The organism is Actinomyces bouchesdurhonensis (assembly GCF_900128465.1).
Lineage (GTDB): Bacteria > Actinomycetota > Actinomycetes > Actinomycetales > Actinomycetaceae > Pauljensenia > Pauljensenia bouchesdurhonensis.
In genome coordinates this window covers 675143-699888 of sequence record NZ_LT635868.1, presented here as the reverse complement: position 1 = coordinate 699888, position 24746 = coordinate 675143, and the positions used below count along the sequence as shown (strand labels likewise).

At 62.5% G+C, this 24746-nt stretch carries 20 protein-coding genes; 2 read left to right on the top strand and 18 right to left on the bottom strand.

Annotated features, from left to right (window positions below):
- Positions 1-4 precede the first annotated feature (4 nt).
- Positions 5-2152 carry an ATP-dependent DNA helicase RecG gene (locus tag BQ7477_RS08090; protein WP_084795728.1) on the bottom strand — a complete coding sequence of 716 codons (2148 nt, stop codon included), beginning with the start codon at positions 2150-2152 and terminating at the stop codon, positions 5-7.
- A gap of 940 nt (positions 2153-3092) precedes the next feature.
- Here BQ7477_RS08090 and rpmB point away from each other — a divergent pair.
- A complete protein-coding gene (gene rpmB / locus BQ7477_RS08075) occupies positions 3093-3284 on the top strand; it encodes a 50S ribosomal protein L28 (protein ID WP_003792657.1) in 192 nt (63 codons plus the stop codon).
- A 1921-nt stretch (positions 3285-5205) separates the two neighbouring features.
- Here the strand turns inward: rpmB and BQ7477_RS08070 are convergent.
- The 17 genes from BQ7477_RS08070 to BQ7477_RS07990 form a co-directional block, all read right to left on the bottom strand.
- Complete coding sequence (locus tag BQ7477_RS08070) at positions 5206-6207, bottom strand: zinc ribbon domain-containing protein (RefSeq protein WP_129582524.1); 1002 nt, start codon at positions 6205-6207, stop codon at positions 5206-5208.
- A 463-nt stretch (positions 6208-6670) separates the two neighbouring features.
- Positions 6671-10234, bottom strand: a complete 3564-nt coding sequence (locus BQ7477_RS08065; RefSeq protein WP_084795726.1) for a bifunctional proline dehydrogenase/L-glutamate gamma-semialdehyde dehydrogenase — start codon at positions 10232-10234, stop codon at positions 6671-6673.
- A 272-nt stretch (positions 10235-10506) separates the two neighbouring features.
- The gene (locus tag BQ7477_RS08060; protein WP_073983482.1) at positions 10507-11151 is read right to left on the bottom strand and encodes a TetR/AcrR family transcriptional regulator; all 645 of its coding nucleotides are present in this window, start codon (positions 11149-11151) and stop codon (positions 10507-10509) included.
- 138 nt (positions 11152-11289) lie between these two features.
- Positions 11290-12549, bottom strand: a complete 1260-nt coding sequence (locus BQ7477_RS08055; RefSeq protein WP_234968729.1) for a hypothetical protein — start codon at positions 12547-12549, stop codon at positions 11290-11292.
- Positions 12550-12750: 201 nt separating this feature from the next.
- A complete protein-coding gene (locus tag BQ7477_RS08050) occupies positions 12751-13884 on the bottom strand; it encodes a zinc ribbon domain-containing protein (RefSeq protein WP_073983583.1) in 1134 nt (377 codons plus the stop codon).
- A 195-nt stretch (positions 13885-14079) separates the two neighbouring features.
- Complete coding sequence (locus tag BQ7477_RS08045; RefSeq protein WP_073983481.1) at positions 14080-15111, bottom strand: zinc ribbon domain-containing protein; 1032 nt, start codon at positions 15109-15111, stop codon at positions 14080-14082.
- A gap of 392 nt (positions 15112-15503) precedes the next feature.
- Positions 15504-16694, bottom strand: a complete 1191-nt coding sequence (locus tag BQ7477_RS08040; protein WP_338072952.1) for a zinc ribbon domain-containing protein — start codon at positions 16692-16694, stop codon at positions 15504-15506.
- A gap of 189 nt (positions 16695-16883) precedes the next feature.
- Complete coding sequence (locus BQ7477_RS08035; RefSeq protein WP_084795725.1) at positions 16884-18128, bottom strand: zinc ribbon domain-containing protein; 1245 nt, start codon at positions 18126-18128, stop codon at positions 16884-16886.
- A gap of 310 nt (positions 18129-18438) precedes the next feature.
- Positions 18439-18630 carry a hypothetical protein gene (locus tag BQ7477_RS08030; RefSeq protein WP_073983580.1) on the bottom strand — a complete coding sequence of 64 codons (192 nt, stop codon included), beginning with the start codon at positions 18628-18630 and terminating at the stop codon, positions 18439-18441.
- 81 nt (positions 18631-18711) lie between these two features.
- The gene (gene thiL / locus BQ7477_RS08025) at positions 18712-19707 is read right to left on the bottom strand and encodes a thiamine-phosphate kinase (RefSeq protein ID WP_073983579.1); all 996 of its coding nucleotides are present in this window, start codon (positions 19705-19707) and stop codon (positions 18712-18714) included.
- Between the two features lie 48 nt (positions 19708-19755).
- Positions 19756-20604 carry a TrmH family RNA methyltransferase gene (locus BQ7477_RS08020; RefSeq protein WP_073983480.1) on the bottom strand — a complete coding sequence of 283 codons (849 nt, stop codon included), beginning with the start codon at positions 20602-20604 and terminating at the stop codon, positions 19756-19758.
- A gap of 3 nt (positions 20605-20607) precedes the next feature.
- Positions 20608-20988 carry a 50S ribosomal protein L20 gene (gene rplT / locus BQ7477_RS08015; protein WP_073983479.1) on the bottom strand — a complete coding sequence of 127 codons (381 nt, stop codon included), beginning with the start codon at positions 20986-20988 and terminating at the stop codon, positions 20608-20610.
- A gap of 27 nt (positions 20989-21015) precedes the next feature.
- Entirely contained in the window at positions 21016-21210 is a 195-nt protein-coding gene (gene rpmI / locus BQ7477_RS08010) for a 50S ribosomal protein L35 (RefSeq protein WP_005871559.1), read from the bottom strand.
- 36 nt (positions 21211-21246) lie between these two features.
- Positions 21247-21975 carry a translation initiation factor IF-3 gene (infC, locus tag BQ7477_RS08005; protein ID WP_234968727.1) on the bottom strand — a complete coding sequence of 243 codons (729 nt, stop codon included), beginning with the start codon at positions 21973-21975 and terminating at the stop codon, positions 21247-21249.
- Between the two features lie 279 nt (positions 21976-22254).
- A complete protein-coding gene (locus tag BQ7477_RS08000) occupies positions 22255-23013 on the bottom strand; it encodes an SseB family protein (protein WP_073983478.1) in 759 nt (252 codons plus the stop codon).
- Positions 23013-23735, bottom strand: a complete 723-nt coding sequence (locus BQ7477_RS07995) for a HisA/HisF-related TIM barrel protein (protein ID WP_073983477.1) — start codon at positions 23733-23735, stop codon at positions 23013-23015. Before BQ7477_RS07995 ends, BQ7477_RS08000 begins: the two co-directional genes overlap by 1 nt.
- A complete protein-coding gene (locus BQ7477_RS07990; RefSeq protein ID WP_073983476.1) occupies positions 23732-24379 on the bottom strand; it encodes a hypothetical protein in 648 nt (215 codons plus the stop codon). Before BQ7477_RS07990 ends, BQ7477_RS07995 begins: the two co-directional genes overlap by 4 nt.
- Positions 24380-24471: 92 nt before the next feature.
- Between BQ7477_RS07990 and BQ7477_RS07985 the strand changes: the two genes are divergently transcribed.
- Positions 24472-24735, top strand: a complete 264-nt coding sequence (locus tag BQ7477_RS07985; RefSeq protein ID WP_073983475.1) for an RNA-binding S4 domain-containing protein — start codon at positions 24472-24474, stop codon at positions 24733-24735.
- Positions 24736-24746 lie beyond the last annotated feature (11 nt).

Sequence of the window (24746 nt, the reverse complement as noted above, 5' to 3'; positions counted from 1 at the left end):
AGCACTAGGAGCGCTGCATCCATTCGAGTTGCCCGTCTGAGGCTTCCCGCAGGGCGCGGGCGAGGTCGGGGTGGGCCGACAGGGTCGGGTCCTGGGCGAGCAGGGTCTCCGCTTCACTCTTCGACGCGCGGATAATGGCCTCGTCGCGACGAACCGACAAGAATCGCAGGTGCGTGGCCGACCCGGACTGCCCCGCCCCCAAGACGTCACCTTCCTTGCGCAGGCGCAGGTCTGCCTCGGCGAGCTCAAAGCCATCAGTCGTTCGAGCGAAGGCCTGTAGCCTGGCCAATCCCGAATCGGTGAGCTCGTGACGGTGCAACGCGATACACAGGGACGGTAGCGAACTGCGTCCGACGCGCCCGCGTAGCTGATGGAGCTGGGCAAGACCGAATTGCTGCGCATCAAGAATCACCATGAGGGTCGCTTCAGGCACGTCCACGCCGACCTCGATGACAGTCGTGGCGACGAGCAGCGGGGCGCGTCCCGCGGAAAAGTCCTCCATGATCTGCCCCTTGAGCGCAGTCGGCGTGCGACCGGTCAGCTCGTGGACGGCGACGCCCGCGAGCGCCGGGTGGGAACGCAGGTAGGCGGCGACTTCTTCGACGGAGGCGAGGGGGCGCGCGCCCTCCTCCTCGACGTCTGCGATCTCGTCGGAAGCGTCGATGCGCGGGCACACGACGTAGACACGCCTTCCTTGGGCGATTTCCTCAGCTGCGCGCTCCCACGTGCGTTCGACCCAAGCGGTGTTGGCCGCGTCGGCAAGGTAGGTCGCTATCGGCGCGCGCCCCGCAGGCATACCACCCATGCGCGTCTCATCCAGATCCCCGAACACAGTCATCGCGATGGTGCGCGGGATCGGCGTTGCAGTCATGACCATCTCATGGACACCTCTGCCGTCCTGGCGTCCGCCACGTAGGGCAGCTCTCTGCTCGACTCCGAAGCGATGCTGCTCATCGACAACGACCAGAGCAAGGTCAGCGAAGCGCACGCCGTCCTGGAAGAGCGCGTGTGTTCCCACGACGATGAGGGGTGCGCTGGAGGCCATGGCCGCGGCTATCTCGCGACGCTCGGCGGGCGTCGTTGACCCGGTCAACAGGCGCACATCGGGTGCGTCTGGCCCCAGCGGCGCGAGCAAAGCGCGCAGGGACGCGGTGTGCTGTTCAGCTAGAACCTCCGTGGGTGCAACGAACGCACACTGGTGACCTGCAGCACTCACCTGCAGGAATGCGATGAGTGCGACAACTGTTTTTCCCGAACCTACGTCCCCCTGCAGCAGGCGCCTCATCGGTACTTCACCTGCCAGATCCGCACTGATCTGGCGGGCGGCGTCATTCTGGGATTGAGTGAGTTCGAAGGGCAAGGAGTGCACCAGGCGCTCGAGCAGGGGTGCCCCCTCGGGGGACGCCACGGCGGAGATCGAGCGCGCACCTAGGCGTTGTGACGCGAGACCCGCCTGCAATACGAAAGCCTCCGTAAATGCGAGGGCTCGGCGGGCCTGCTGGTAGTCCTCGTCCGTCTCCGGCTGGTGCAGCAAGCGTAGCGAGCGCGCATAAGTGTCCATCTGGAAGCGCTCGCGGACGCAGGCGGGAACAACGTCGGGCACGTCTGCCTCATCCAAGTGGTCGAGCACCATGGCGATGGCACGAGCGATCGCCCACGATGTCAGCGTGCCAGTCGAAGGGTAGATCGGGATGGGGCGGGTGGCGATGCGTTCGATGTCTTCCCCGTCGACGCCCTCAAATGAGGGGTGGGTAAGCTGTAGCTTACCGCGGAACGCTCCCACTTTGCCTGCGAACAAAAATGACTGTCCCGGAGACAAGATCGTTTCGATGGGGGCGAGCCTAAACCTGCTCTTCGCGAAGAAAGTTGCTGAAAGAAACTGCACGCCGTCCGTGAGACTGACTTCGAGGCGCACGCCCGATCCGGAGCGATTTGCGACCAGGTGTGTGCCCACCACTTCGGCGAGGATCGTCACGTCCTCCCCTTCGCGCAGCGACGACAGCGGGGTGAGCCTGCCCCAGTGGTAGTAGCGGCGCGGGGCAACCATCAGCAAGTCCCCGACCGTGAGAACGCCTGCACTGCTGAGGCTCTTCGCGGTTCTTTTCGGTAGGCGCAATGAAAGGGGAATGTCGAGGGCGCTCACAACGAACACCCCGCAACCAGGCTCGGACCCGCTTGCCCGCCGTCCCACGTTTCCAGGTCGATCGCGGAGGAGGCGTCGCGTGTGGACAATAGTTGACGCACCGTCGCCACCGTGTAGGGTCCATCGTCATCGCGCGAAATCAACAGACGCCACGAGTGTGCGCCGCCGCGCGCGGCGTCGGCCAGGGCCTCAGCAATGCCCTCGGGGTCGCNGGTCGATCCTGCCCGTCGCCTCGTTCGTCGCGTCCACGAGGCCGATCTGCGCCTGGGAGGAGAAGCGGGAGAAGACGTCCTCCGCCTCGGGCAGCGTGGGCCCCAGCTCCGCAAGCTCACGAACCGCACCGCCGAGCATCTCCGCCAGCGCATCCGACCAGTCAATAAAGGCGGAGGACGGCGCAAGGGAGGAGGCGAGCATCCGACGCAGGACCAGGGGCGTCACCTGCGCCGCGTCCCCCAGGACCCCCGCCCACGCCTCGAACAGGGCGGCCAGGGCAACGCTGCTGTGCCCCACGCCCATGCGGATCAGGGTCTCCACGGCCACCTCGAGCGCGACTCGCAGATGCGCGCGCGGCTCCAGGGAATCCATCGCGGCCGCCAGGGCGGCCATCGTCGCTGCCGCATTCGTGCCGGTGTCGCAGTCCGCCCCATCCCAGCCGTCCAGGTCGTCAAGGAAAGGCGCGAGCCTGGTGGCCTCCTCGGCCCCCGCGCGGCACGCCGCGATGATCACCGATGCATTCAGTTCCATAGCTTCCCTTTCAAACCCCTAACAATTGTCCTCACGACCCTCGCTGTGTGCGACCTGACATGAACGGCACAGCGTGCGACTTGTTGAAAGCGCGCATCATCCGCTATTCTGTCATGGTTGCCTTCGGTTCAAGCACCGAAGGATGCGTTTCCCGCGACCGCGGGGAGCCAAAGACTGAACTGGAAGACATACCGAGGAGAACATCGTGGCTGCCGTTTGTGACGTGTGCGGTAAGGGACCCGGCTTCGGCAAGAGCGTGTCGCACTCGCACGTTCGCACCAACCGCCGGTGGAATCCGAACATCCAGCGCGTTCGCGCCCTTGTCAATGGGACGCCCAAGCGTCTGAACGTGTGCACCAAGTGCCTAAAGTCTGACAAGGTCGCCCGCGCGATCTGAAGGACACAACCGACGCCCATCGGGCGGAGGAACAACGCCCGCGACTGTCGTCGCGGGCGTTTATTATTTCCCTGTCGCTCCAAGGAAACCTCTCGTGCCAACAAGAGGCACGCCGCCCCTCCCGCCGTCCTCATCTCGAGGATTAACTGGGTTAAAGGACAAAACGTGTTGGTTATGTGGCGACTTGGGGTTAAAGGACAAAACGTGTTGGTTTGTGGTGACTTTTCGGCTTGTTGATGCGGGAAAATCGGTGTTGGAGGTGGTTGGGACCAACGTGGAGGATGGACAAAGCGTGTTGGTTTATGGTGACTTGTCGGCTTGCTGGTGCGGGAAAGTCGGTATTGGAGGTGGTTGTTTCAGTGCGAGCCTGTGCGTGGTCCCTTGATCTGTCGCGATGGGGCTTGCGCAGGTCGTTTGCGGCGACGGTATCCACCGTGCCAGGCCGCTGGCACGCCACTGGCTGCGCTACCGGCGGTGCTATGGGTGGCAGCGCATGACTCCCGCCCGGCGAGCTATCCCGCGAATGTCGCATGCAATTCCCCCGATACTGTGCCGCACCGCGCAACCATATTGTTGGAATTGCAACGTTTGCGGACACTGTTGAAAATTCACTCAATCGAATTGCATGCGAAACCACCCCGAGCGCGCGCTAGCTGCCTGCGCTCCTCCCCACACACGTGGACCCGACACCTCGCGCGTGGCCCCTCTAAGCCTTGCGTGGGTCCGACATTTCGCACGTGGGTCCGACGGTATGCGCGTGGGTTCGATGGTATGCGCGTGGGCGACGCCCACGCGCATCTCTAGGGGTTGGCGTGCGTGTCACGGGGTTAACGCGCATTGTCAGCGGTTCGCGAGCGGCACGCCAGGTCAGGCGCCGTTGCGCCCACAACGCAGACCACCTTGCCCACGACACCCCATTGTCGGCGTTTGTTACCGAGGTGGTCTGCGACTTGGGCGCCACGCTGCCCCGAGGCGCGACCTCACCGACAGTAAACGGGGGAATTGCACCATTAGAGGCACGACACGCCGACGACACGCCGAAGGGAGACTCCTAATGCTGCAAAACCCCCACCACTACCCCCGGCGTCATGCTCCCTCACCGGTGCAGGACTACCCGCCGGGGCGCCACACCGCCCCGAGGCGCGACCTCACCGACAGTAAACGGGGGAATTGCACCATTAGAGGCACGACACGCCGACGACACGCCGAAGGGAGGCTCCTAATGCTGCAAAACCCCCCAACCAGCCCTGAGTGCGGAGGAGTCGCAGAGGTGAACTGCGTCCCGGAGTCGCCCGCATCACAGAACATCTGGGCCATCACGCCCATGCCAGCCATTGTTCGTCGAGGTGGTCTGCACTGTGGGCGCCACATACCCGCGAACAGCGACCTCACCACCCCGAACCGCGGCCTCACCGCCACCAAACGGGGGGAATTGCACCATTAGAAGCGCGACACGCCGGCGACACGCCGAAGGGAGGCTTCTAATGCTGCAAAACCCCCACCACTACCCCTGGCGTCATGCTCCCGCACGGGTTGAACGCCCCCGATCAGGTGGAATCCTCCCGATGGGGCGCATTCCGTCTGAGGCGCTACGACGCGAGCACGCCAGCACAATGACGGACGACGCAAGCGCACGTCACCGCCAACCCCCATCGGCGGCGCGATCGCGCCAGCGCCACCGATACCTCCCCCGACGATGCTGGGACCGGGCCTCGAGCAACACGTTGCGGGGCGACTTTTCAGGCTAATCGTGAGGGACAGCCGGTATTGAAACTGGTTGTTTCATCGTAGGGGCACGTACACCCCACACACCCGGTGCGGGTACCAACACCGTCCGCCGCCCATTGCGCGGATTCCCGCAGTCACAGGTACGCGAATCGGCGTCGGTGCTGCCGATCATTCATGGAGACGATCACTCCGATCAACACCCGGTGGAAACCGTTTTTTCGATGCTCACATCGAATGTCGGTTTACCGTCGGCGTCAAGGATGAGTGATGCCGATTCGTCGAGTCTCAGCGACGCGATCGCGACTGCCGGCACTGACCGGAGCGAACCACCCGACGTATTCGGACGAATCAAAAACGAGAGATCCGACTGGAACTTGTTCGGTTCATAGTCCACGGTCTCGACACTGACAGGCTCGAATTGAACTTCCAGGACCGCCAGATTGCGGCTCTGCAGTGGAACCGGACAGTCACGATCAAGGTTCCCAGGAGGAGTCACGCACGAGTGAGTTTTCTCCGTAATTGCTGCGAGCGCCGCTTCACGAATATCCTGGGTGTATTCGGTCGTCACCACAACATCCATCACTTCAGAACCCTCTGGACGCCCGTCGTTTCCCTTCGCAACGACCTCAACCGAATCAGCCTTGACGTACTCGCTGGACAATTCCGGTTCCAGGTTGTAGGTGCCGGGATAGAACGCCAGGAGAGCCCACCGCACACTGCCATCGATCGTCAGGGGAGCAGTAGCTTGCACATTGCCGACGGTCATGCCCTCCACGTTGCGTCCCGTCACGTAGATCCTCGTGATGAGGGGATCGCGAATCTCCCAGTTATCGAAAAAACCTAGCGTTGGAGCCCTCTTCACGACCCGGAAGGTCTGCGAAAAACGCTCTCCTCTGACGCTCATCGTGGCCTTGACCTGATGCAGAGAGGACGACGAGCCCTCATTCATGTCGACGATCTTCTCGACGATCAAACGGTTGGGCGTGGCTCCAAGGACTTCGTCCGTCAAAAATGCGCGCTGCTCGCTGGGAATGCCAGGATCGACCATCTTCGAGGCGGCACTGGCCTGCCCGCTGGACAACAGATCGAGATAGCGCTGAACCTGAGCCTCGGGAGTGCGCATTGATCTGGCAACAACAACCCCAACCACGCCCACGCCGATGAGCACGATCACGACGATGAAGGCGATGACCATGCCAACCGAGCGGCGCTTGTGGCGCGCAGATGTCGGATAAGCACCAAAATCCTTCCCGCCGAAACCTCCAGGGGAAGCTTGCGCGAGGGTTCCGTCTTCTAACAAGCGGACACGCGCACCCTGCGTACTGACACTGCCGTCGTACGATGACGTACCACGGCTCGACATGTCTCCTCCAAATCGCGCAAACGAATCTCCGTTGGTGGTGTATTGACTCGTACCCACGTGTCACTCCTGACGTCTTGAGCGGCGGTGCACCGTGTCGTAACCAACGAGTACATTCTCGCCACATAGTTACCCAGACAGGATTAACGTTAAGCGCCGTGATAACGAAAAGTCAAAACAGCTGGGTTGCGGCACCTGAATCGCCGCTCCTCCAGCCCCACAACCGCACGAATGACCCCTCGCCGCCCGGTAAAATCTCATGGGCACAGATTCCACCGGGCAGCGAGGGACACGATCGCTACAGGAGCTGAGCTGCCAAGTCGAGCGGTGTCCCGAAACGATGGTTCGTAATCGAAACCGCCTGCTCACGGAGGAACGGCGCCAGCTCCGAGTGCGGGCACGGCGTGACGGCGCCCGTGTACAGGGCAACATCGGGGCTGCCCCAGCTCGCGCGGCTCGCGTGAACCCACCGCTGCTCCGAGGTCTCTTCGCGCGGGCCGAGGATACGAACGCGCACTCCCAGGTCACCCGAAGTCGCTACGCCTGCCAGGCGTGCATTCCACGTGTGGTCGTCCTCGACACTCACGTCAACACCCGCGGACTCCAGGAACTGACGCAGCGGCAGCGGAAGGTCATCGGCAACGGACAGGCCGATGGGCCCACCCGCGAGGATACCCGCCGCCAAGACACGCACAGTATCTACCAGCGAGGTTCCACCCCCGGCACGCACGAGAACAGGAGTGGGACGGTAGCGCAAGATATTGCGCTCGCATGCCAAGGAGGTGACATCGCGGTTGACACCGTAATCGGAGGCCCACGCGTCGGCATCGGCGGCAAGCGCGCGACGCAGATCCGTCATGTCCGCCTCGGAAAGCTGCCCGCGCACCGACTCACACAAGGCGAGCACACCTGACGCAAGCGGCGCACGCTGACTGGCGCGCATTCCAACAGAAGTGTCGCGGACCGCCTCGATGACACCCAAGCCCAACAGGTACGAGGGACCACCAGCCTTCGTGGTCGAGCCGATCGCAGAACGCTTCCATCCGCCGAAGGGCTGACGACGCACGATCGCTCCCGTGATGCCGCGATTGACGTAGAGGTTGCCGGCTTCGATTCCCTCCAACCACGCCGCGAGCTCGTCCGTGTCAAGGGTCTGGAGTCCGGAGGTCAGACCGTAGTCGACCTGGTTGACAGCTTCGATAGCTTCCTCGAGAGTATCAACGCGCATGACGCCGAGGACTGGCGCGAAGTATTCGGTCAGATGGAACTCGCTGCCGGGTACCACGCCCGCGCGGATGCCCGGGGTCCACAAGCCATCGCCCAGGTAGCGAGGCTTGAGCACCCAGTGTTCGCCCTCACCCAGGGTCGTCAGACCGCGCACGGCCTTCTCGTCATCGGGTACAACGACTGGGCCGACCTGGGAATCCAGGGATGCCGGTAGCCCAACGCGCAGTGAGGCAGTCGCATCCACGAGCTGGCGCGCAATGCGAGCGGAGCGTCCAGCCGAACCCACGAGGATCAGCAGGGAGGAAGCCGAGCACTTCTGCCCCGCATGCGCGAAGGCCGAATGGACAATGTCACGCACCGCCAGATCAGGGTCAGCAGAGGGAGTGACGATGATGGCATTCTTGCCACTGGTCTCACCCAACAGGTGCATGTCAGGCTTCCAGGAACGGAAGAGACGCGCCGTGTCGTAGGAGCCGGTTAGGACGACGCGGCCAACGCCCTCGTGCGTCACGAGATAACGCGACACGTCACCGTCGTCGAGCGGGGCCAGCGCTACCAGCTCCTTGGGAACCCCGGCCTCGTGGAATGCAGCGACGAGTTCCGCGGCGCAGCGTTTGGCCGGCGGTGCGGGCTTGAGGATGACCGCGCTACCGGCCGCCAGCGCCGCAGCGACACCGCCCACGGGAATGGCAACGGGGAAGTTCCACGGGGATGCAACGACGGTGACGTCGACCGGCACGAATCGTGCCCCCACCATGTATGCTTCATCGGATAGTTTCAAGGAGGCACCCGCATAGTGGTGGCAGAAGTCGATGGCCTCACTCACCTCGGGGTCGGCCTGATCGATGGTCTTGCCAGCCTCAGACCCCGCAACCTCAATAAGCTCACCTCGGCGCGCCGCCAGGACATCGCCGACACGGTGCAGGGCGGCGGCGCGCTCCTCAGGAGTCAGAGCCTGCCAGGAGTGCGCGGCGCGCGCGCTCGCCTCGACGAGAGCATCAATCGCTTCGTTCGTAGCCAAGGCTTGCTCGCCGACACGCACCGCCTCGACACCCCGCGTCGAGGCCGGAATTGCCGCAGCAATGTCGCGCGCCCACTGCCGGTTGGCAGCCAAGGCCGGATCAGAATCAGGCTCGGAAGCGAAGGGACGATGTGCGCGCTCGGCGAGACTCCCCCGCTCGGCGGGAACACCCCCCTCGCGTTCAGCAAGACGGTCCTGGCGGCGATTGGGAACGGGTACGCAAGCGTCCGGATCAACGTCGGAAAGCGCGGCAAGGAAACGATCGCGCTCACGAGCGAACACATCCTCATTGGAAGCGATGTCAAAGACGCCGGACATGAAGTTTTCAGGCGCGGCGTTCTCTTCGAGGCGGCGCACCAGGTAGGAGATCGCAACATCGAACTCACGGGGGTTGACGACTGGGACATACAGAAGAAGAGAGCCGACATCGCGGCGTACGACCTCTTGGATGCCGGTCGCCATACCGGAGAGCATCTCGAACTCAACGCTGTCCTCGACGCCGCGCGCAGCGCGCAGCTCGTATGCGAAGGCAATGTCGAAAATATTCTGTCCGGCCACACCCAGTCGGATCGCGCGGGTACGCTCAGGTGTCATCGCCCAACTGAGCATGCGCTTGTAGTTCGTGTCGGTCGCCTGTTTCGACGGCCAGGTGGTGAGCTCCCAGCCGTGAATCTGCGCGTCCACCCTCTCCATGGACAGGTTCGCGCCCTTGACGACACGGACTTTGATACGCGAGCCACCAGCATCGACGCGCTGACGTGCCCACTCATGGAGGCGCTGGAGCGCACCGAGCGAGTCGGGCAGGTAGGCCTGCAGGACGATACCGGCCTCGTAGCCGCGCATATCCGGCTGATCGAGGATGGCTGTGAACACCGCGATCGTCAGGTCGAGGTCCTTGTAATCCTCCATGTCGAGGTTCAGGAAGGTCCCGTGATCGCGGGCGAGGCGGTAGAGAGGCAATAGGGCACGGACACCATGGGCGACGACCTCCTCGAAACCCCAGGGGTTGTGCGGGCCTGTTACAGCGGAGACCTTGATGGAAACGTAGTCAACATCGTCTCGCGTCACGAGGCGAGACACCTCAGCCAGGCGATGAGCGGCTTCTTTCTCGCCGAGGACGGCCTCGCCGAGGAGGTTGACGTTCAGGCGGTGTCCACCTTTGCGCAGGCGCGCGAGCGCCGGGCCGAGGCCCTTATCCGTCGCGTCGACAACGAGATCGCCAACGATCTCGCGGAACACGCGGCGGGCCGCCGTCGTCACAGTGTGGGGAGCCAGGTGCGATGCGGTCGCCCCGAGCCCCATCGCAGCTGCAAGAACCGGAGGAAGGAAGTTCTTGCGTCCGGCAGACAGCCGCTTCATGGCTGCGCTGGCCACATCCAGATCCGCGGGTCGCACTACGTCATCGACGAATCGGGTGGTGAAGGTCAGACCGTCCGGATCGGAGAGGATGCGGGAAAGGAGCTTGGCCGATTGGGGTGTCGGCTCGTGGGCTGACTCGTCTGCCCAGCGGCGGGCACGGGCCACAGCCAGCTCCCCCAGCGCCCATAGGTCATCGGGGCATCGTCGAGCGTTGGCATCGTGAAGTGGCGGGGTGGAAACAGCGGTGTTCATCATACGTAGACCTCCAGGCGTGAGAAAGTGTCGGCTCCTCCGCGTCACGTGCAGCGCCGCCGCTGGGCACGCTCGGCAAACCCCCGACATTGTGAAGCATGCTGGTTTGTCTATACTAACGCGCGCGAGGCTTGCCTGTAGCTCAGGCGCATGGCCGCAACACGACCGAACGAAGGACCTAAGCCCTAAACACTGCCGAAGCAGCAAGAAAGATCACCGCAGTGTGATACATTATACATTCTTGCTAGTCTCTACAAGGAAGTGTCACACCTCGTTTACGAACGAATCAACCACCGGTCTTTAATGTCAGCGACAACCCCCGCAGTCACCGAATGCATGTCCACGTCACACCGACCATCGGCACGCGAGCAGAGCCACTGCACCTGCAGACCATCCGAGAGCGCGACGAGCTTGCGTGCAATCTGCTCACTCGGGGCATCCACACGCACTTCGCCGGTCACTTTTCCCCGTTCGAGAGAATCCCCCAGGTACTGAATCGCGGCCATCAAGTGGTGGCGGAACCATGGATGGGCCTGATGTTCCACATCGATAACGGACGCTGACATCGCTGTATACAGAGCGACACCATCGGGATGCCGTTGATTATGGGCCACCATCTCCACCCATGCATCGAGCGCAGCCTCTGCTCCGGCGCCCTCTCCGGGCAAACGGCTCATCGTGCGACGATCACGCTCTTCCAGGACGGCTGCCAACAGCTGGTCCTTGGAGGAGTAGTGGTGCAGCAGCCCAGCTTTGGAAATATCCGATGCTCGAGCAATGTCTGCCAGGGAGGTAGCGGCAAAGCCCCGGGTCGAAAAGAGGGTCAACGCTTCTGCAAGGATTCGTGCCTTCTTATCCTCACTTCCAGCTTTGGGTCGACCGGGTCTACGCGCACTTGTGACCTGTGCATCATTGCTCATGTGGGCTGCTCCATTTTCAGTGTGACAGAGTTACCAACAACCCATCATAGCGCGCCTCCGACTGCTTGCCACCACGTTGGAGAACAACCATGAAGAAACAGGGGTGGTGTGAGGCATTAGCCCCACACCACCCACCTGTTACCAGTCGAAGGTCACTTTGAACTGCGGCTTGCCCGACGAATCGAGAATAAGCGTACCGCTATCCTCCGCCTTGACGTTCACCGTGAACGTCCGTTCAATGTCCTCGACCTTACTATTGCGCCCCGAACCCTTGATCCGAAATGTTGCCCGACCCGTGTACGTGCGATCCCAGAACGGATCGGGCTGCAACGACGTGGGCAAGCTCGCGACCTCCAGCACCGACAGATCAGTGGATTGCACCTTCAGAGGACATGCCTTGTTGGTGTTGCCGGGGGCGGTCGCGCAGGAGTTTGTCAGAGCAATGGCAGCATCCAGTGCCGCCGAGGCCAACGCATCGTTGTACGCACCCGTCAACGTCACGCTGGTGCTGGCGACCCCCCTGCTGGTTGCGGCCATATCTGCCTTCACACGCGCCGTTACGGGTGCAGCGTCAATGTAGTCGCCAATGTCAGCTGGAGTGAAAGTATAGACCCCCGGGTAGAACACGTAGTCCGAGCCGCCCGAGAGAGCCCCGATATTGATCGACCCTTTCGCCCCGCCGACCGTGAAGTAGGAAACCTTCTTGCCGGTAATATTCACGCGCGCAACCAGGGCGTTTTGCATCTTCCAGTTTTTCAGCAGGCCCAACGTAGGCTTCGCGGCGGTCACACCGAAGGAATAGGTGAAGCGTTCTCCGTCAAGCTGCATCGTGGCGGTGACGGTGGTGACCTTGTTGCCCCCGTACGGCGCGGCGACAACGTCTTCAACGACGATCCGGGAGTTGGCCGAGGCCATGACCGCGTTCGTCAGGAACCCGCGCTGCTCATTGGCTAAACCCGGATCTGCCATCGCTGTCGCCGCATCGGCATTGCCGGCGGCCAGATAGTCCAGGTACTGGCGGACCGTGGCCTCTGGGGTACGCGTCCAGTTCGCGAACATGATGCTGAGAGCACTCACGCCGCCGATCACCGCCAGGATCGCGATCACGATCACGCTTTGCTTCATCCGACGGCGACTCGCCTGCGACATGGGAGTGAAGGCGAGCGCCGATCCGGGCTGGGACACGGGGGATGGACTCGCGTGCGGGGCAGGCGGAGTGTCAATGCCGACCTCGGGTACAGGCGGGAGACCCGCGGCGGTCGGTTCAGGGGCGGGAGGGGCGTCGATGGGCAGCGTGAGCATTGTCTGTTCGAAGGCCTCTGCAGGTGCGCCGGAACCCCCGTCGGGGGCGGGAGGAGGCGTCAGACCGTGGATAGTGTCATCGCTGTTCTGTGTCATCGATGCTCCTCACTGTGATAGTCTCCGTCACGCGCCCGCGAACGGGCACTGTGGTGTGCCTGTCGGTTACAAAACCCGCTAATTTTCTCACATGCAAAAATTCGATTCAACCTGCGTGTGACACCGGCTCTCACGCCATGGATCTGTTCGAGGAGAACACCCAGCGCGGACGCCGTCACGGGTCGGAGGGTGACGATGGCTTCACCGGGATACACCAACCCAGAAGTCAGGCTTACCATCCGACGTGAGCTTGAGTAGCCCATCGTTGCTGAATTGGACGTTGACGACCACCGTTGTGTCGACGTCGCGCGTGCCCGGTGTGGTGGACTTGTCGGAGTACGTCACCGCGAAAGTGACTGGTCCTTGGAAGACCCCCGGGTCGATGTCCATCGGCTCCATCGTTGTGGGCATTATCTTGACGGAGATCGCGGTGACCGCGTCGCTTTGGAGGGCGGATGGGCAGTTAGAATTTTGGTTGCCTGGGATGGACGCACAGGAGTTCAGGAATTCCTTTGCGGATTCAAGCGCCGCCTCCTTCAGCTTATCGCTGTAGGTCGCTTCTAGGGAAACATCAGCGGCATCGGCATGGTTGGCGAACCTACCGTGGACGCCATCGAGGACGGTAACGGTCTTGGTGTTAACGTTCACGTATTCGCTCGGGGCGACGGGCGTGAACGTGTAGACGCCGGGGTAGAAGAGGTAGGTGGCCGACTTGTCGGCGACAAACTCTCGAGGGGCATCGGCGCTCACACCACCGACGGTGAACTGGGTGTATCCCTGTGCGTCGACGCTGACCGGAGCAGCCAGTGAGTTCTTCACCGTCCAGTTATTCAGGACGCCCATCGTCGGCTTGTCCTTGGTGACGGTGAAGGCGTGGGTGAAGCGTTCCCCGTTGACCTGTACGGTGGCCGAAACCTGACGCGTCTGGAGATCCTCATTCTTGTCGGCCACCACTTCTTCGACAACGAGCAGTGATTGGGACGAGGCCATGACGTCGTCGGTCAGGAAGACACGCTGGTCGTCCGGCACGCCCGGATCAACCATGGCGGTCGCCGCACTGGCCTTTCCAGAAGCCAGCAGATCCAGGTACCTGCGCACCTCGGCCTCGGGGGTACGAGAGCTATTGACAACCTTGATCGCCGCCACGCCAGCGATCACCAGCACCACGAGGACACCAACGAGGGTTCCGATCACCATCGCTCGCTTCTTGCCCCGGCCAGGGGCAGGCGTGGGCGACACGCCTGCCCCAGCGGACGTCGGTGGAGCCGGAACCTCTGGGGTTGCGGGCGGTGCGGGTATCGGTGCCGCGTTCGCTTCATTCTTCTCAGTGCCCATCATGTGCTCCTCACAACGTTGACAATCCGCAGCCGGGAGCGAGACGCGTTCCGCGTGCCCGTCATCCAGCCGCTTTGGCGTGCCCAGTATCACGCTGTGCGCGCGGTCAGTCAAAGAACGATCACGGAGCGGATACGTGTTGCCCGTCCGCAGACGCGGACGGGCAACACGTGTATAGGGTGCTCGCTAACGACGCTAGAAGGCGAAGGACACTCTAAAGTCCGGCTTACCGTCAGCGGTCATCATCATCACTCCGTCGTCATTGAAACGCGCGTCGACCTTCACCGTCAGGCCGACGTCCCGAGTTCCGGGGAACAGTGCTCCCTCCCCTGTCGTGACCGTGTACGTCACGCCCCCAGAAAATGACGTTGGATCGAAGCTGTAGGACTCGAGAGATGTTGGCATTTCCTTGATGGAAATAGCGGTGACGTTTTCTCCCTGAATCAGGGACGAGCAGTCGTCACCCTGGTTGCCCGGATAGGTCCCACACGATTCAACGAGCGCCTGAGCCGCTTCGAGAGCGGCGGCTTCAAGCTTGTCGTTGTAGGTTGCTTTGAAGGTCACGTCACTCCTGCCATCGCCGCCCGCAGTGCGAACGTCGTCAAGCACGGAGACGGCGACGGGAGTCGTGTCAACGTACTCGTTGGGCGCGACGGGCGTGAAATTGTATGCGCCCGGATAGAAGAGGAAGGAACGCCCCTCCATGTAGAAGCTTGCCTTGTCGATAGAGGCCTTAGTGTCACCGACAGAAAATTGATCGATGCCGTCGCCGTCGACGGTCACAGGCACTGCCAGCGAGTCCCGAATCTTCCAGTTATCAAGGATTCCCATCGTTGCTTGACCGGAGGTGACCCGAAACGCGTGGGTGAAGCGTTCGCCGTTGACCTGCATGGTGGCGGTCACCGTGCGCGTGTCGGAACCCTCGTTCTTGTCGGCAACCACGTCCTCGATGACCAGCAGCGAACTCGCCGAGGCCATCACGTCGTCAGTCAGGAAGGTACGCTGGTCGTTATTCACACCCGGATCCACCATGGCCGTCGCCGCACTGGCCTGACCAGAAGCCAGCAGATCCAGGTACCTGCGCACCTCGGCCTCGGGCGTGCGCGAACTATTAACAACCTTGATCGCCACCACGCCAGCGATCACCAGCACCACGAGAACACCCACCAGGGCGCCAATCAGCTTCACTCGCTTCTTAGCGCGTGGCGAGACGGGAGCGAACGACACCCCCGCAGCGGGCGCCACACCAGGACCCGGAACAGGGGCGGTACCAGGACCCGGAACAGGGGCGGTACCAGGACCCGGAACAGGGCCGGCACCAGAAGTAACGACAGAGGCGGCGCCGGGAGTAGGACCAACCGTCGTTGGGGATGGCACAGGTATATCGGCGCCGATGGTTTCGTTGTTGTCAGTATTCACGACTCGCTCCTCACGATGCACAAAAACTCCGGCGTCAACATCGGGCGACAAACGAGGCGATACCGACCACCGGTCAAAAAGACGTGCCTATGATCACACGCCAGTGGGAAAGAGTCAAAGCCGGGTCACAAAGCGGATAGATGGTGCCCCCGTGTTAGGCCGAGGGCACCATCACGGATTAGAAACGCACAGACACTGCCTCAGCGGGTAAAGCTCACCGTGAACTCGGGATTGCCGTCCTTGTCCAGTTTGAGCACCTTGTCGTCATCCAGCTGCGCGCGAATCTCCACATTGGCCTCCACGTCTCGTGTGCCTGCCATGTAGTACTTGTTGGAGTATGTCGCTGTGAAGATGACAGACGCCCGGAATACTGTCGGCTGGTCGTCGGACACTGGTGCCAGCGCTTTAGGCATGAACCCCGTCACCTCGGTGACCGCATCACTCTGGATCGCGAATGGGCATGAAGAGTTCTGGTTGCCTGGGATGGACGTGCAGGAGTCAACACTCTGCTGTCCTGCCGCTATCGCTGCTGCTGTCAACTTTGCGTTATAGGTGGCCTTCAGCGTCACAACGGCGCTGTTGTCACCCAAACCATCATCGAGGACCGACACCGTCTCCGGGTTAGAGTTTGCATACTCGTTCGGCGCGACTGGCGTGAACGTGTAGACGCCGGGGTAGAAGAGGTAGGCGTCGTCCTTGCCACTGCGGACCGCCGAGGACACATCGGCGCTCGTGCCACCGACGGTGAACTGAGTGTACCCTTCAGCATCAACGCTCACTTGCGCGGCAAGAGAGTCCTTCACTGTCCAGTTATTCAGAACGCCCAACGTCGACTTCCCCATCGTCACGGTGAAGTCGTGGGTGAAGCGTTCGCCGTTGACCTGCATGGTGGCGGTCACCGTGCGCGTGTCGGAACCCTCGTTCTTGTCGGCAACCACGTCCTCGATGACCAGCAGCGAACTCGCCGAGGCCATCACGTCGTCAGTCAGGAAGGTACGCTGGTCGTTATTCACACCCGGATCCACCATGGCCGTCGCCGCACTGGCCTGACCAGAAGCCAGCAGATCCAGGTACCTGCGCACCTCGGCCTCGGGCGTGCGCGAACTATTAACAACCTTGATCGCCACCACGCCAGCGATCACCAGCACCACGAGAACACCCACCAGGGCGCCAATCAGCTTCACTCGCTTCTTAGCGCGTGGCGAGACGGGAGCAAACGACACCCCCGCAGCGGGCGCCACACCAGGACCCGGAACAGGGGCGGCACCAGGACCCGGAACAGGGCCGGCACCAGAAGTAACGACAGAGGCGGCGCCGGGAGTAGGACCAACCGTCGTTGGGGATGGCACAGGTATATCGGCGCCGATGGTTTCGTTGTTGTCAGTATTCACGACTCGCTCCTCACGATGCACAAAAACTCCGGCGTCGACATCGGGCGACAAACGAGGCGATACCGACCACCGGTCAAAAAGACGTGCCTATGATCACACGCCAGTGGGAAAGAGTCAAAGCCGGGTCACAAAGCGGATACGAGACATTCCCCGACCGTCACACGATCGGGGAGTGTCAGAGCGTCAAACCTATTCTACCTCGTACCTCAGCCAGAACTGAGGCTTACCAGCAGAATCGACCACCATCTTTCCGTTTTCGTCAAACTTCAACGTCGCGTACACAGTTGACTTCAGGGTGTAGATCGGAGTCCCGGCCCCCTGTTGCACCTTAAAGAAGGCGTAATCGTGGAACTCGGATGGGTCGTCATCCCACTGTTTCGCCGTGGACGGCATCTGCTTAACCTCAAGAATGGTCAAATCTGTTCGCTGCAGCCCGAAGGGACACACCGTATCGAGATTCTCCGGAGGCGTGGCGCACGACGTGGTCTGCGCGACCATCGCGTCGACCGCAGCTGCAAGCAACGAATCACTGTATGATGTATCGACCGTCACATACCGAAGCGGGTCGGCACCGAACTTGTACTCGTCTCTCGCGGCCTTGAAGATGACCGGGTCGGCTTCGATATAATCCCCCGGGTCGGCGGCACTCACCGTGTAGACCCCTGGATACAGCATGTAGATCGGGGACGTGTATGGGAAATAATTGTCATCACTGACGGGCGCCGTCACGCCGCCGATGCTAAACGTCGACACATTCTTAATCCTGACGGCGATGGGAACGACTAGGGCGTTTTGGATCGTCCAGTTCTTGATGATTCCCAGTGTCGGTTTGCTTTCTTGGACTTCAAAGGGGAAGGTAAAATGGACATCGCCGACCGTCACTGTGGCGTTTACGGTGTGTTTCTTCGATGTGCGCCCCTCATCCCTGTCAACGACATCTTCGACCTGCAGCAGCGAGGTTGCCGAGGCCATGACCTCGTCCGTTAAAAAGACGCGTTCATCGTTGGCCACACCTGGATCAACCATCGCTGTGGCAGCGCTGGCGTTCCCTTGTGCGAGGTAGTCCAGGTAACGGCGCACCTGCGCTTCGGGTGTACGCATTGAGTTCGCAAGGACGAAGCTGCCAACTGCTACCACCGCGAGTACAACGAGGAACAGGGCAGCGAAAAAAATGGGGTTGGCGCGCTTGCGCGGACGCTGGGAGACCGCAGTGACTAAGGGCTGAACTCCCCCAGCCATCGCCGGTGCCATCGCAATCGGCTCACCCATCGGAAACTGGCCCTGTCCAGGGCTGTATGTACAAGCCGACAGCGGGGCGGACATGCCTGGCACACTCGATGACAACGTCGGCGGATCGGGGACGGGATCGCCATCCATGCCAATAGCTATCGGACGGATCGCGCTCCCGGTCAAGTCATCACTTGCAGCATTCATTGCTCGCTCCTCACGGCGTCCGTCGGTGATGTCTCGGATAATCCACCAGAGACTTCCTCGACAAGCGATTACCACAACAGGGAAACTAGTAACACAGCCATATGCACCAGTCAACGTTAATCAGTTATGACTATGACAAGTTATATTGCCATGGTCGGGCAGAAAGACTGAGAGCCATCGACCGATCGGTGATCGAGATGGCGAGCACTCCGCGTCAACGCTTAAGCCACAGCCGGGTGTCTGTGGCCTCGGACCAGAAGGAGACGCGATCGACGATCGCCCCCTATCGCTAGGTCACCACATCGTGGTGTCACCCCTGTGCACCCTCCTCATGGGTGACGACCGGCAGCCCCTTGGTCGGCGGCACCGCAGCGTCACCGCGCAGACACGGGAGAGACAAGCCGGCGGTGGCCGGAACTTCCTCAGAGGTTTCAGCGAGCTTACGCGCAAGGCGCGACATCGGACGGGACGAGGCCTGGGTCCCCTCAGTCGACGCGGTCATCGTGACGTTCTCCATTCGTTGGTAGCTGTACCGCCACGCCTCCCGGACAACCCGGAGACACCATCAGCGGTCCACATCACACTAGTCTACGGAATCGGAGGAGAAATGATCCCACGCACCGCGCAGGATCTCCCCATCGAACATTGCACAGGATTCCTCGCCCGACTCGCATGCGCGGGTTTGGCCAATCACTCGAAATCCCTCCGGTAGTCGTACATCCGGCGGGAAAGCAGCAATCATGCCGTGTTCCTCTCCTCCCTGGAGTACCCACTTCACGGGATCGGCTCGGCAGATAAGAGCCGGCGCCTGCAACCGCCAGGCCTCGCGCTCGATCGCGGGCCGGTCGAATTCGATCACGACGCCCGAGGCCCTCGAAATGCGCGCGGCGTCGGCAGCGGGTCCATCCGACAGATCCATCATGGCTCGTGCCCCCGCGCTCGCAGCTGCAACACCGGATCCAAGAGGAGGATCGGGCGCACGGTAGGTACGCACGAAGGGTTCAAGCTCACCCAACTGGCCAACGCCCCGGGCGCGAGGATCGACATGCCCACCCGCGAGCAAGTCCAGGCCCGCGTAGGAGAAACCAAGCGTGCCGCTGACGGCAATCACATCACCAGGTAGAGCGCCGTCGCGGCTCACGACCGGACCCGGGCAGTACCCGAAGGCAGTCACGGAGATCGTGAGCTTCTCCCCCGCGCTCAGATCCCCTCCCACGACGCCCGCGCCGACCTGGCGCGCCCGATCCCCCAAGCCTCGAACAACGTCGAGGAACACGTCCGCATCCATCTGCCGAGGAGCCACGACCGAGGCCACGAGACCCGTCGGCCTGCCGCCCATCGCATCAATGTCCGCCAGATTCTGAGCAGCGACACGCGCTCCAACTTCGTAACCAGTGGACCACGACAGGTGGAAGTGCTGATCCTCCACCATAACATCCGTCGTCACGATGAATGACCCCTCGGGCGCCGCGATCTGCGCGCAGTCGTCACCGATACCGATAAGGGTGCGCTCACCGACAGGAAAATAATCGCGGAAGTAGGAGACTAATTGTGCCTCGGACAGGTCGGCTAACTTCATGTCATCCAGACTAGTCTCGCGCGCCACAGTGCGCCGTGATGACGACACTCAGAGCGCCATTCCTCGCACTGTCTGAGATGCGAAAAGGCACGCTGTCGCCGCGCTCGCGACGTTGAGCGATTCAGCGTCACCACTCATCGGAATCGAGACAAGGGCATCGCACAGGCGCATCTGCGCCCCCGACAACCCCGTCGCCTCGTTGCCGAACACCCACGCGTGGGACTGCGAGAGACGCGAGCGTACGGAGACGCCCTGCACGAGCATCTGCGCCAAGTCGACGGATCCGGCACCGCCGCTGGTCCCCAGCAGGGCGGCACCGCGGCCGTGCACGAGGAAGCGAACCTCCTCAAAAGATGGCACGACGCACACGGGAACATGGAACACCGAGCCGGCGCTGGCGCGCACGACCTTCGGGTTCGTCGCTTCCACTGTGCCCGCAACAGTAATGACACCCGAGGCTCCAAAGGCGTCAGCCGTGCGAATGATCGTGCCGACGTTGCCGGGGTCACGTCCCTGGGCGAGCACAACGAGTGTCTCCCCCACGCTCGGCTCCGGCAGTTCACGCACGAGGGCGTCATGGGACGCCACCGCGCACACACCCTGCGAATCACGCGAGAGTACCGCCGAGACCTCGTTCGTGACGGGGTGCACCCAACGAGTCGCGCACCGCGCCGCCTCCACGACGTCAGCGTGGGTGTCCCACGCATCCTCACGCACGTACACGTCACGGACAGCGCCGGGACGGAAACGCGCGAGTTCACGCACGGCCTGAGGCCCCTCCACGAGCATCAGGCCCGAACGCAAACGCGCCGAGCGCCCGACCAGACCCGACACCCTGCGCACGCGGTCGGCGCGGGGATTATCGAGAAGGGTCAGGCGCTCGGGAAAAGAACTCACCAATCAGGCCTTGGGGGCGTTGACGTCGGCGGGCAGCGCGTCCTTGGCGACCTTCACCAGCGCGTTGAACGCGTTAAGGTCGTTCACGGCCAGCTCGGCCAGCATACGGCGATCAACCTCAACGCCAGCCAAGTTCAGGCCCTGGATGAGGCGGTTGTAGGTCAGCCCCTGGGCGCGGGACGCGGCGTTGATGCGCTGGATCCACAGGCGGCGGAAGTCACCCTTCTTGGCCTTGCGGTCGCGGTAGGAGTAGACGAAGGAGTGAGTGACCTGCTCCTTGGCCTTACGGTACATGCGCGAGCGCTGGCCACGGTAGCCGGAGGCCTGTTCGAGTACAGTACGACGCTTCTTCTTGGCGTTGACAGAACGCTTAACACGTGCCATTTTCTATTGTTCTCCTCTAACTCGAACTCACTTGCCCAGCAGACGCTTGACGCGCTTAACGTCGGCGGTCTCCAGGACCTGGTCGGTCGCCAGGCGGCGGGTCTTGCGGCTGGACTTGTGCTCCAGCAGGTGGCGGGCGCCGGCCTGCTCACGCATGATCTTGCCCGAGCCAGTCGTGCGGAAGCGCTTCTTAGCACCGGAATGAGTCTTGTTCTTCGGCATTTCTATTCCTTCGTTGTGAGGCGATTACTATCGCCGTCAGTCCTGTTCGGCAGCTTTGTCGGCTGCCACTCGGGCCTGGTCCTTACTGGCGCGCTCCGCGCGCTTGCCCCGGCGCTCAGCACGCTCGGCTTCGCGGCGCTTGCGCTGCTCAGTCAGGGCGTCGGCCTTACGCTTGGTGGGAGCCAGCACCATCGTCATGTTGCGCCCGTCCTGACGGGGCATCGACTCGACGGTAGCGAGCTCACCGATCTCCTCGGCGAGACGCTGCAGGAGGCGAACGCCGGCCTCGGGACGAGACTGCTCTCGACCGCGGAACATGATCATGACCTTGACCTTGTCGCCGGCAGACAGGAAGCGCTCTACGTGGCCCTTCTTGACGCCGAAGTCATGATCGTCGATCTTGAGTCGGAAGCGGATTTCCTTTAGCTGCGTGTTCGCCTGATTACGGCGAGCATCACGCGCCTTCTGGGCGGCCTCGTACTTGTACTTGCCGTAATCCATGAGCTTTGCGACGGGCGGTTTAGCGTTCGGCGCAACCTCAACCAGGTCAAGCCCGGCCTCTTCGGCCAGACGCAGCGCATCCTCAACTCGGACGACGCCTACCTGTTCACCTCCGGGTCCCACAAGGCGAACCTCGGGGACTCGAATACGCTCATTGATGCGAGTCTCGCTGATGAGCGGCTCCTTCCACAGAATCCTTATGCGCGCAGCGAAAAGCCTCCGATACGCGACGCGTACGGAGGCTTCCAAGGAGTCAACACACACGCGTGTCGACCGCCAAACCCGATCCCCTGCGCTTCGCCCTGCGGGCGGCATCCTCTCAGGCGAGAGGCGGGTATCCAGGTGGGATTTCTCCGCTTGCGTTCCGGGCGTTCGCCCAGACGGTCAAACCCACACTACCAGAATCAACAGGAACACGCCATATCGGAAAGCATTGCCCTCCTCACTCACGATGACACGCTGATCGGACCGAGACGAACTGGTCCCCGAGCGCGCTGGACACATCGACAACCGGCGCCCAGGGCAGGTCAACCATCGGCGTCTTCAGCGCAGCACGGGTGCAATCTCGACGCGGTCTGCCGAGGCAATCAGACGTGGACTGGCCCCGATCTGGGACAGCGCCTGGGAAAGCGCAGCCTTCATCGCCGAGGCATCTGCCCCATCCGCATAGGAGGCGCGGTCCACGGATACGACGACACGTATCAAGCCGTCGCCCGCATAGACGACCGACAGATCGACGATTGCGGGACAAACTGCGCCGGCCTCAGCCACGAGTTGGTCGCGCAAGGCCGTATCACGCCACGCGGGCAACCACGTGTCGCCCTGCGCGAGGGCCGCGACGGCCGGGCGCGGCAACACTACGGCGTCGGTACCCGGGTTCATGACGATGCGCCCACTGGTCTCGACCAGTGCCGTCAAGCAGATCGTGCGAACACTCAAGGCCATCGGACGGTCACCGGGGCGATGTGCGGACAGAGCCTGCGCCGATGAATAGATCGCAAGCGCCTCACCCGCGGGAGTGAGTACGCGCACGAAGTCGGTGGGAGCATGCTCATTGTCGCCCGCATGAACTCCCGTCACACGAGGATCTGGTTCAACATCAACGGGGACGATGACGCGCTCGACTGCAAGCGCATCCACAAGGGCCTGAAGTCGCGCGGCTCCGCCGTCAGCGCCCCGCCCCAACGCGAGTGCGCGAGTCGTGCAGGGCAGCCCCTGACCCACGTCGGCACGGTCGGGACTCATCATCGACAGGCGCCTAGCCAAACGATTCTTTTGCTCCTCGGACAGACGGGCACCCATCACCGCTCCTCATGACCGGCAACCACCATCGCATCGGCCAGCGTGAAGGCGCCCCGGTAGAGCGCTTTACCGACGATCGCACCCTCAATATCGAGCGCACGCAACGCCTCAATGTCAGCGAGTGAGTTGATACCGCCCGAAGCAATGACTCGCGCGTTCGTCGAGCCAGCAATGCGGGCAACCAGCTCCAGATTCGAGCCGTTCATCTGCCCATCACGCATCACGTCAGTCACGACCAGGCGAGCCACCCCAACCTCGTTCAGGAGACGCAGCACCCCCCAGACGTTTGCCCCCTCGCCGTCACCTCCGCGCGCAGCCAGCCGATCGCCGCGCACATCCAGGCAAACAGCGACGCGCTCACCGAAACACTCGATCGCCTCACACACCGCGTCGATGTTGCGAAGTGCCTGCGTGGCAATATTGACGCGCGCGGGTCCCATCTCCAATCCGGCTTCGATCGCCGCTCGACTGGTGATACCTCCCGACAGCTCAACCGCGACTGGAACATCACTGATAACCCGGGCAAGAAGCTCAGCATTATCACCGCGACCGAACGCCAGATCAAGGTCCACCAGGTGCACCCAACGCGCCCCCGCCTCGTAAAAAGAACGGGCGACATCGAGGGGACTACCCCACGAGCCGCAATCCACCGATCCGCCAGACAGGCGCACCGCCTGCCCGCCCGTCACATCGACGGCTGGCAGCAGTTCAAGAACGCTCATGAGGACTTGCGACGGAACCAACCGAAGGGACCGCCCCCCCTGCGCGTCCCATCGGCACTCACCGAATCCGAGTAGTCGCACGGCGTCGTACGCCCAAGCAGCAGATCCTCAGTGGCCGCCGGCATCGCCCCGAGGAGCAGCCCCGCAGGAATCGCTTCCTCCGGCTCTCCGCCCACGTAACGCTGCGCAGAAATACGGCCAGACACACCCGGCTCAACGCCATCGCCCTCCACGAGCCAACTCATGAGGGCAACCGACCCGTACTTGGACAGGCGCGACACGGCCCGCGCGACACGATCGACCGCATCCGGCATCGGACGCTGGCCCGTCAGGAGAGCATCAAGCTCCTCCTCGTCCGTCGGGGTCGTCTCAACACGCAGCCACACAGCAGTCCAAGGTTTGAGACGCACGATAGATTCGCGGATGCCCGACAACGCCAACAGCGAGTGCAAGGCCTCGGGGTACGCAATCGGCGCGAGCACCAGCGCGACCGACAGGCGCCCCCCCTCCAGGTGCAGCGACTCGTCAACAGGCGTATCGTCCAGGTCACGCGCAGGCAGAGACGAAGCCGACGGCACGGTCTCCCCCAGCGATGCGACCAGCGACTGGAACTCCGCATCAATATCGTCGTTGTGAGCGCTCACCGCTCCTCCTTATTGTCTGTCTTCGACACCAAGGATACTGTTCAAACGCGCGCTCGCGCTCCACACAGCCCCCACCAGCGAAAGGACCCCTCATGACGACCCCCACGATTCCCGTGCGCGGGCAAATTAAGCTCGGCCAATTCGTCAAACTTGCCTCCCTCGCGGAAGACGGCGCGCAGGCCCGCGCACTCATTCAGGACGGGGACGTGAGCGTCAACGGCGTGCGAGAAACGCGCCGAGGCCACCACCTAAGCGCAGGCGACCTGGTCGAGGTCGACGCGCCTTGGGGCCGGGCAGCAGCCATCGTCGGATCCGCCTCATCAGACACCAACAACGCCGCATTCCCCCGCCCATGAGCGATAGGTAC

Bases quoted from the DNA above. Each gene is read 5' to 3' on its own strand.
- BQ7477_RS08070 (WP_129582524.1), bottom strand. From the start codon at position 6,207: ATGGTCATCGCCTTCATCGTCGTGATCGTGCTCATCGGCGTGGGCGTG.
- BQ7477_RS08065 (WP_084795726.1), bottom strand. From the start codon at position 10,234: ATGATGAACACCGCTGTTTCCACCCCGCCACTTCACGATGCCAACGCT.
- BQ7477_RS08060 (WP_073983482.1), bottom strand. From the start codon at position 11,151: ATGAGCAATGATGCACAGGTCACAAGTGCGCGTAGACCCGGTCGACCC.
- BQ7477_RS08055 (WP_234968729.1), bottom strand. From the start codon at position 12,549: ATGACACAGAACAGCGATGACACTATCCACGGTCTGACGCCTCCTCCC.
- BQ7477_RS08050 (WP_073983583.1), bottom strand. From the start codon at position 13,884: ATGGGCACTGAGAAGAATGAAGCGAACGCGGCACCGATACCCGCACCG.
- BQ7477_RS08035 (WP_084795725.1), bottom strand. From the start codon at position 18,128: ATGAATGCTGCAAGTGATGACTTGACCGGGAGCGCGATCCGTCCGATA.
- BQ7477_RS08030 (WP_073983580.1), bottom strand. From the start codon at position 18,630: ATGACCGCGTCGACTGAGGGGACCCAGGCCTCGTCCCGTCCGATGTCG.
- thiL (WP_073983579.1), bottom strand. From the start codon at position 19,707: ATGAAGTTAGCCGACCTGTCCGAGGCACAATTAGTCTCCTACTTCCGC.
- rplT (WP_073983479.1), bottom strand. From the start codon at position 20,988: ATGGCACGTGTTAAGCGTTCTGTCAACGCCAAGAAGAAGCGTCGTACT.
- rpmI (WP_005871559.1), bottom strand. From the start codon at position 21,210: ATGCCGAAGAACAAGACTCATTCCGGTGCTAAGAAGCGCTTCCGCACG.
- BQ7477_RS08000 (WP_073983478.1), bottom strand. From the start codon at position 23,013: ATGGGTGCCCGTCTGTCCGAGGAGCAAAAGAATCGTTTGGCTAGGCGC.
- BQ7477_RS07995 (WP_073983477.1), bottom strand. From the start codon at position 23,735: ATGAGCGTTCTTGAACTGCTGCCAGCCGTCGATGTGACGGGCGGGCAG.
- BQ7477_RS07985 (WP_073983475.1), top strand. From the start codon at position 24,472: ATGACGACCCCCACGATTCCCGTGCGCGGGCAAATTAAGCTCGGCCAA.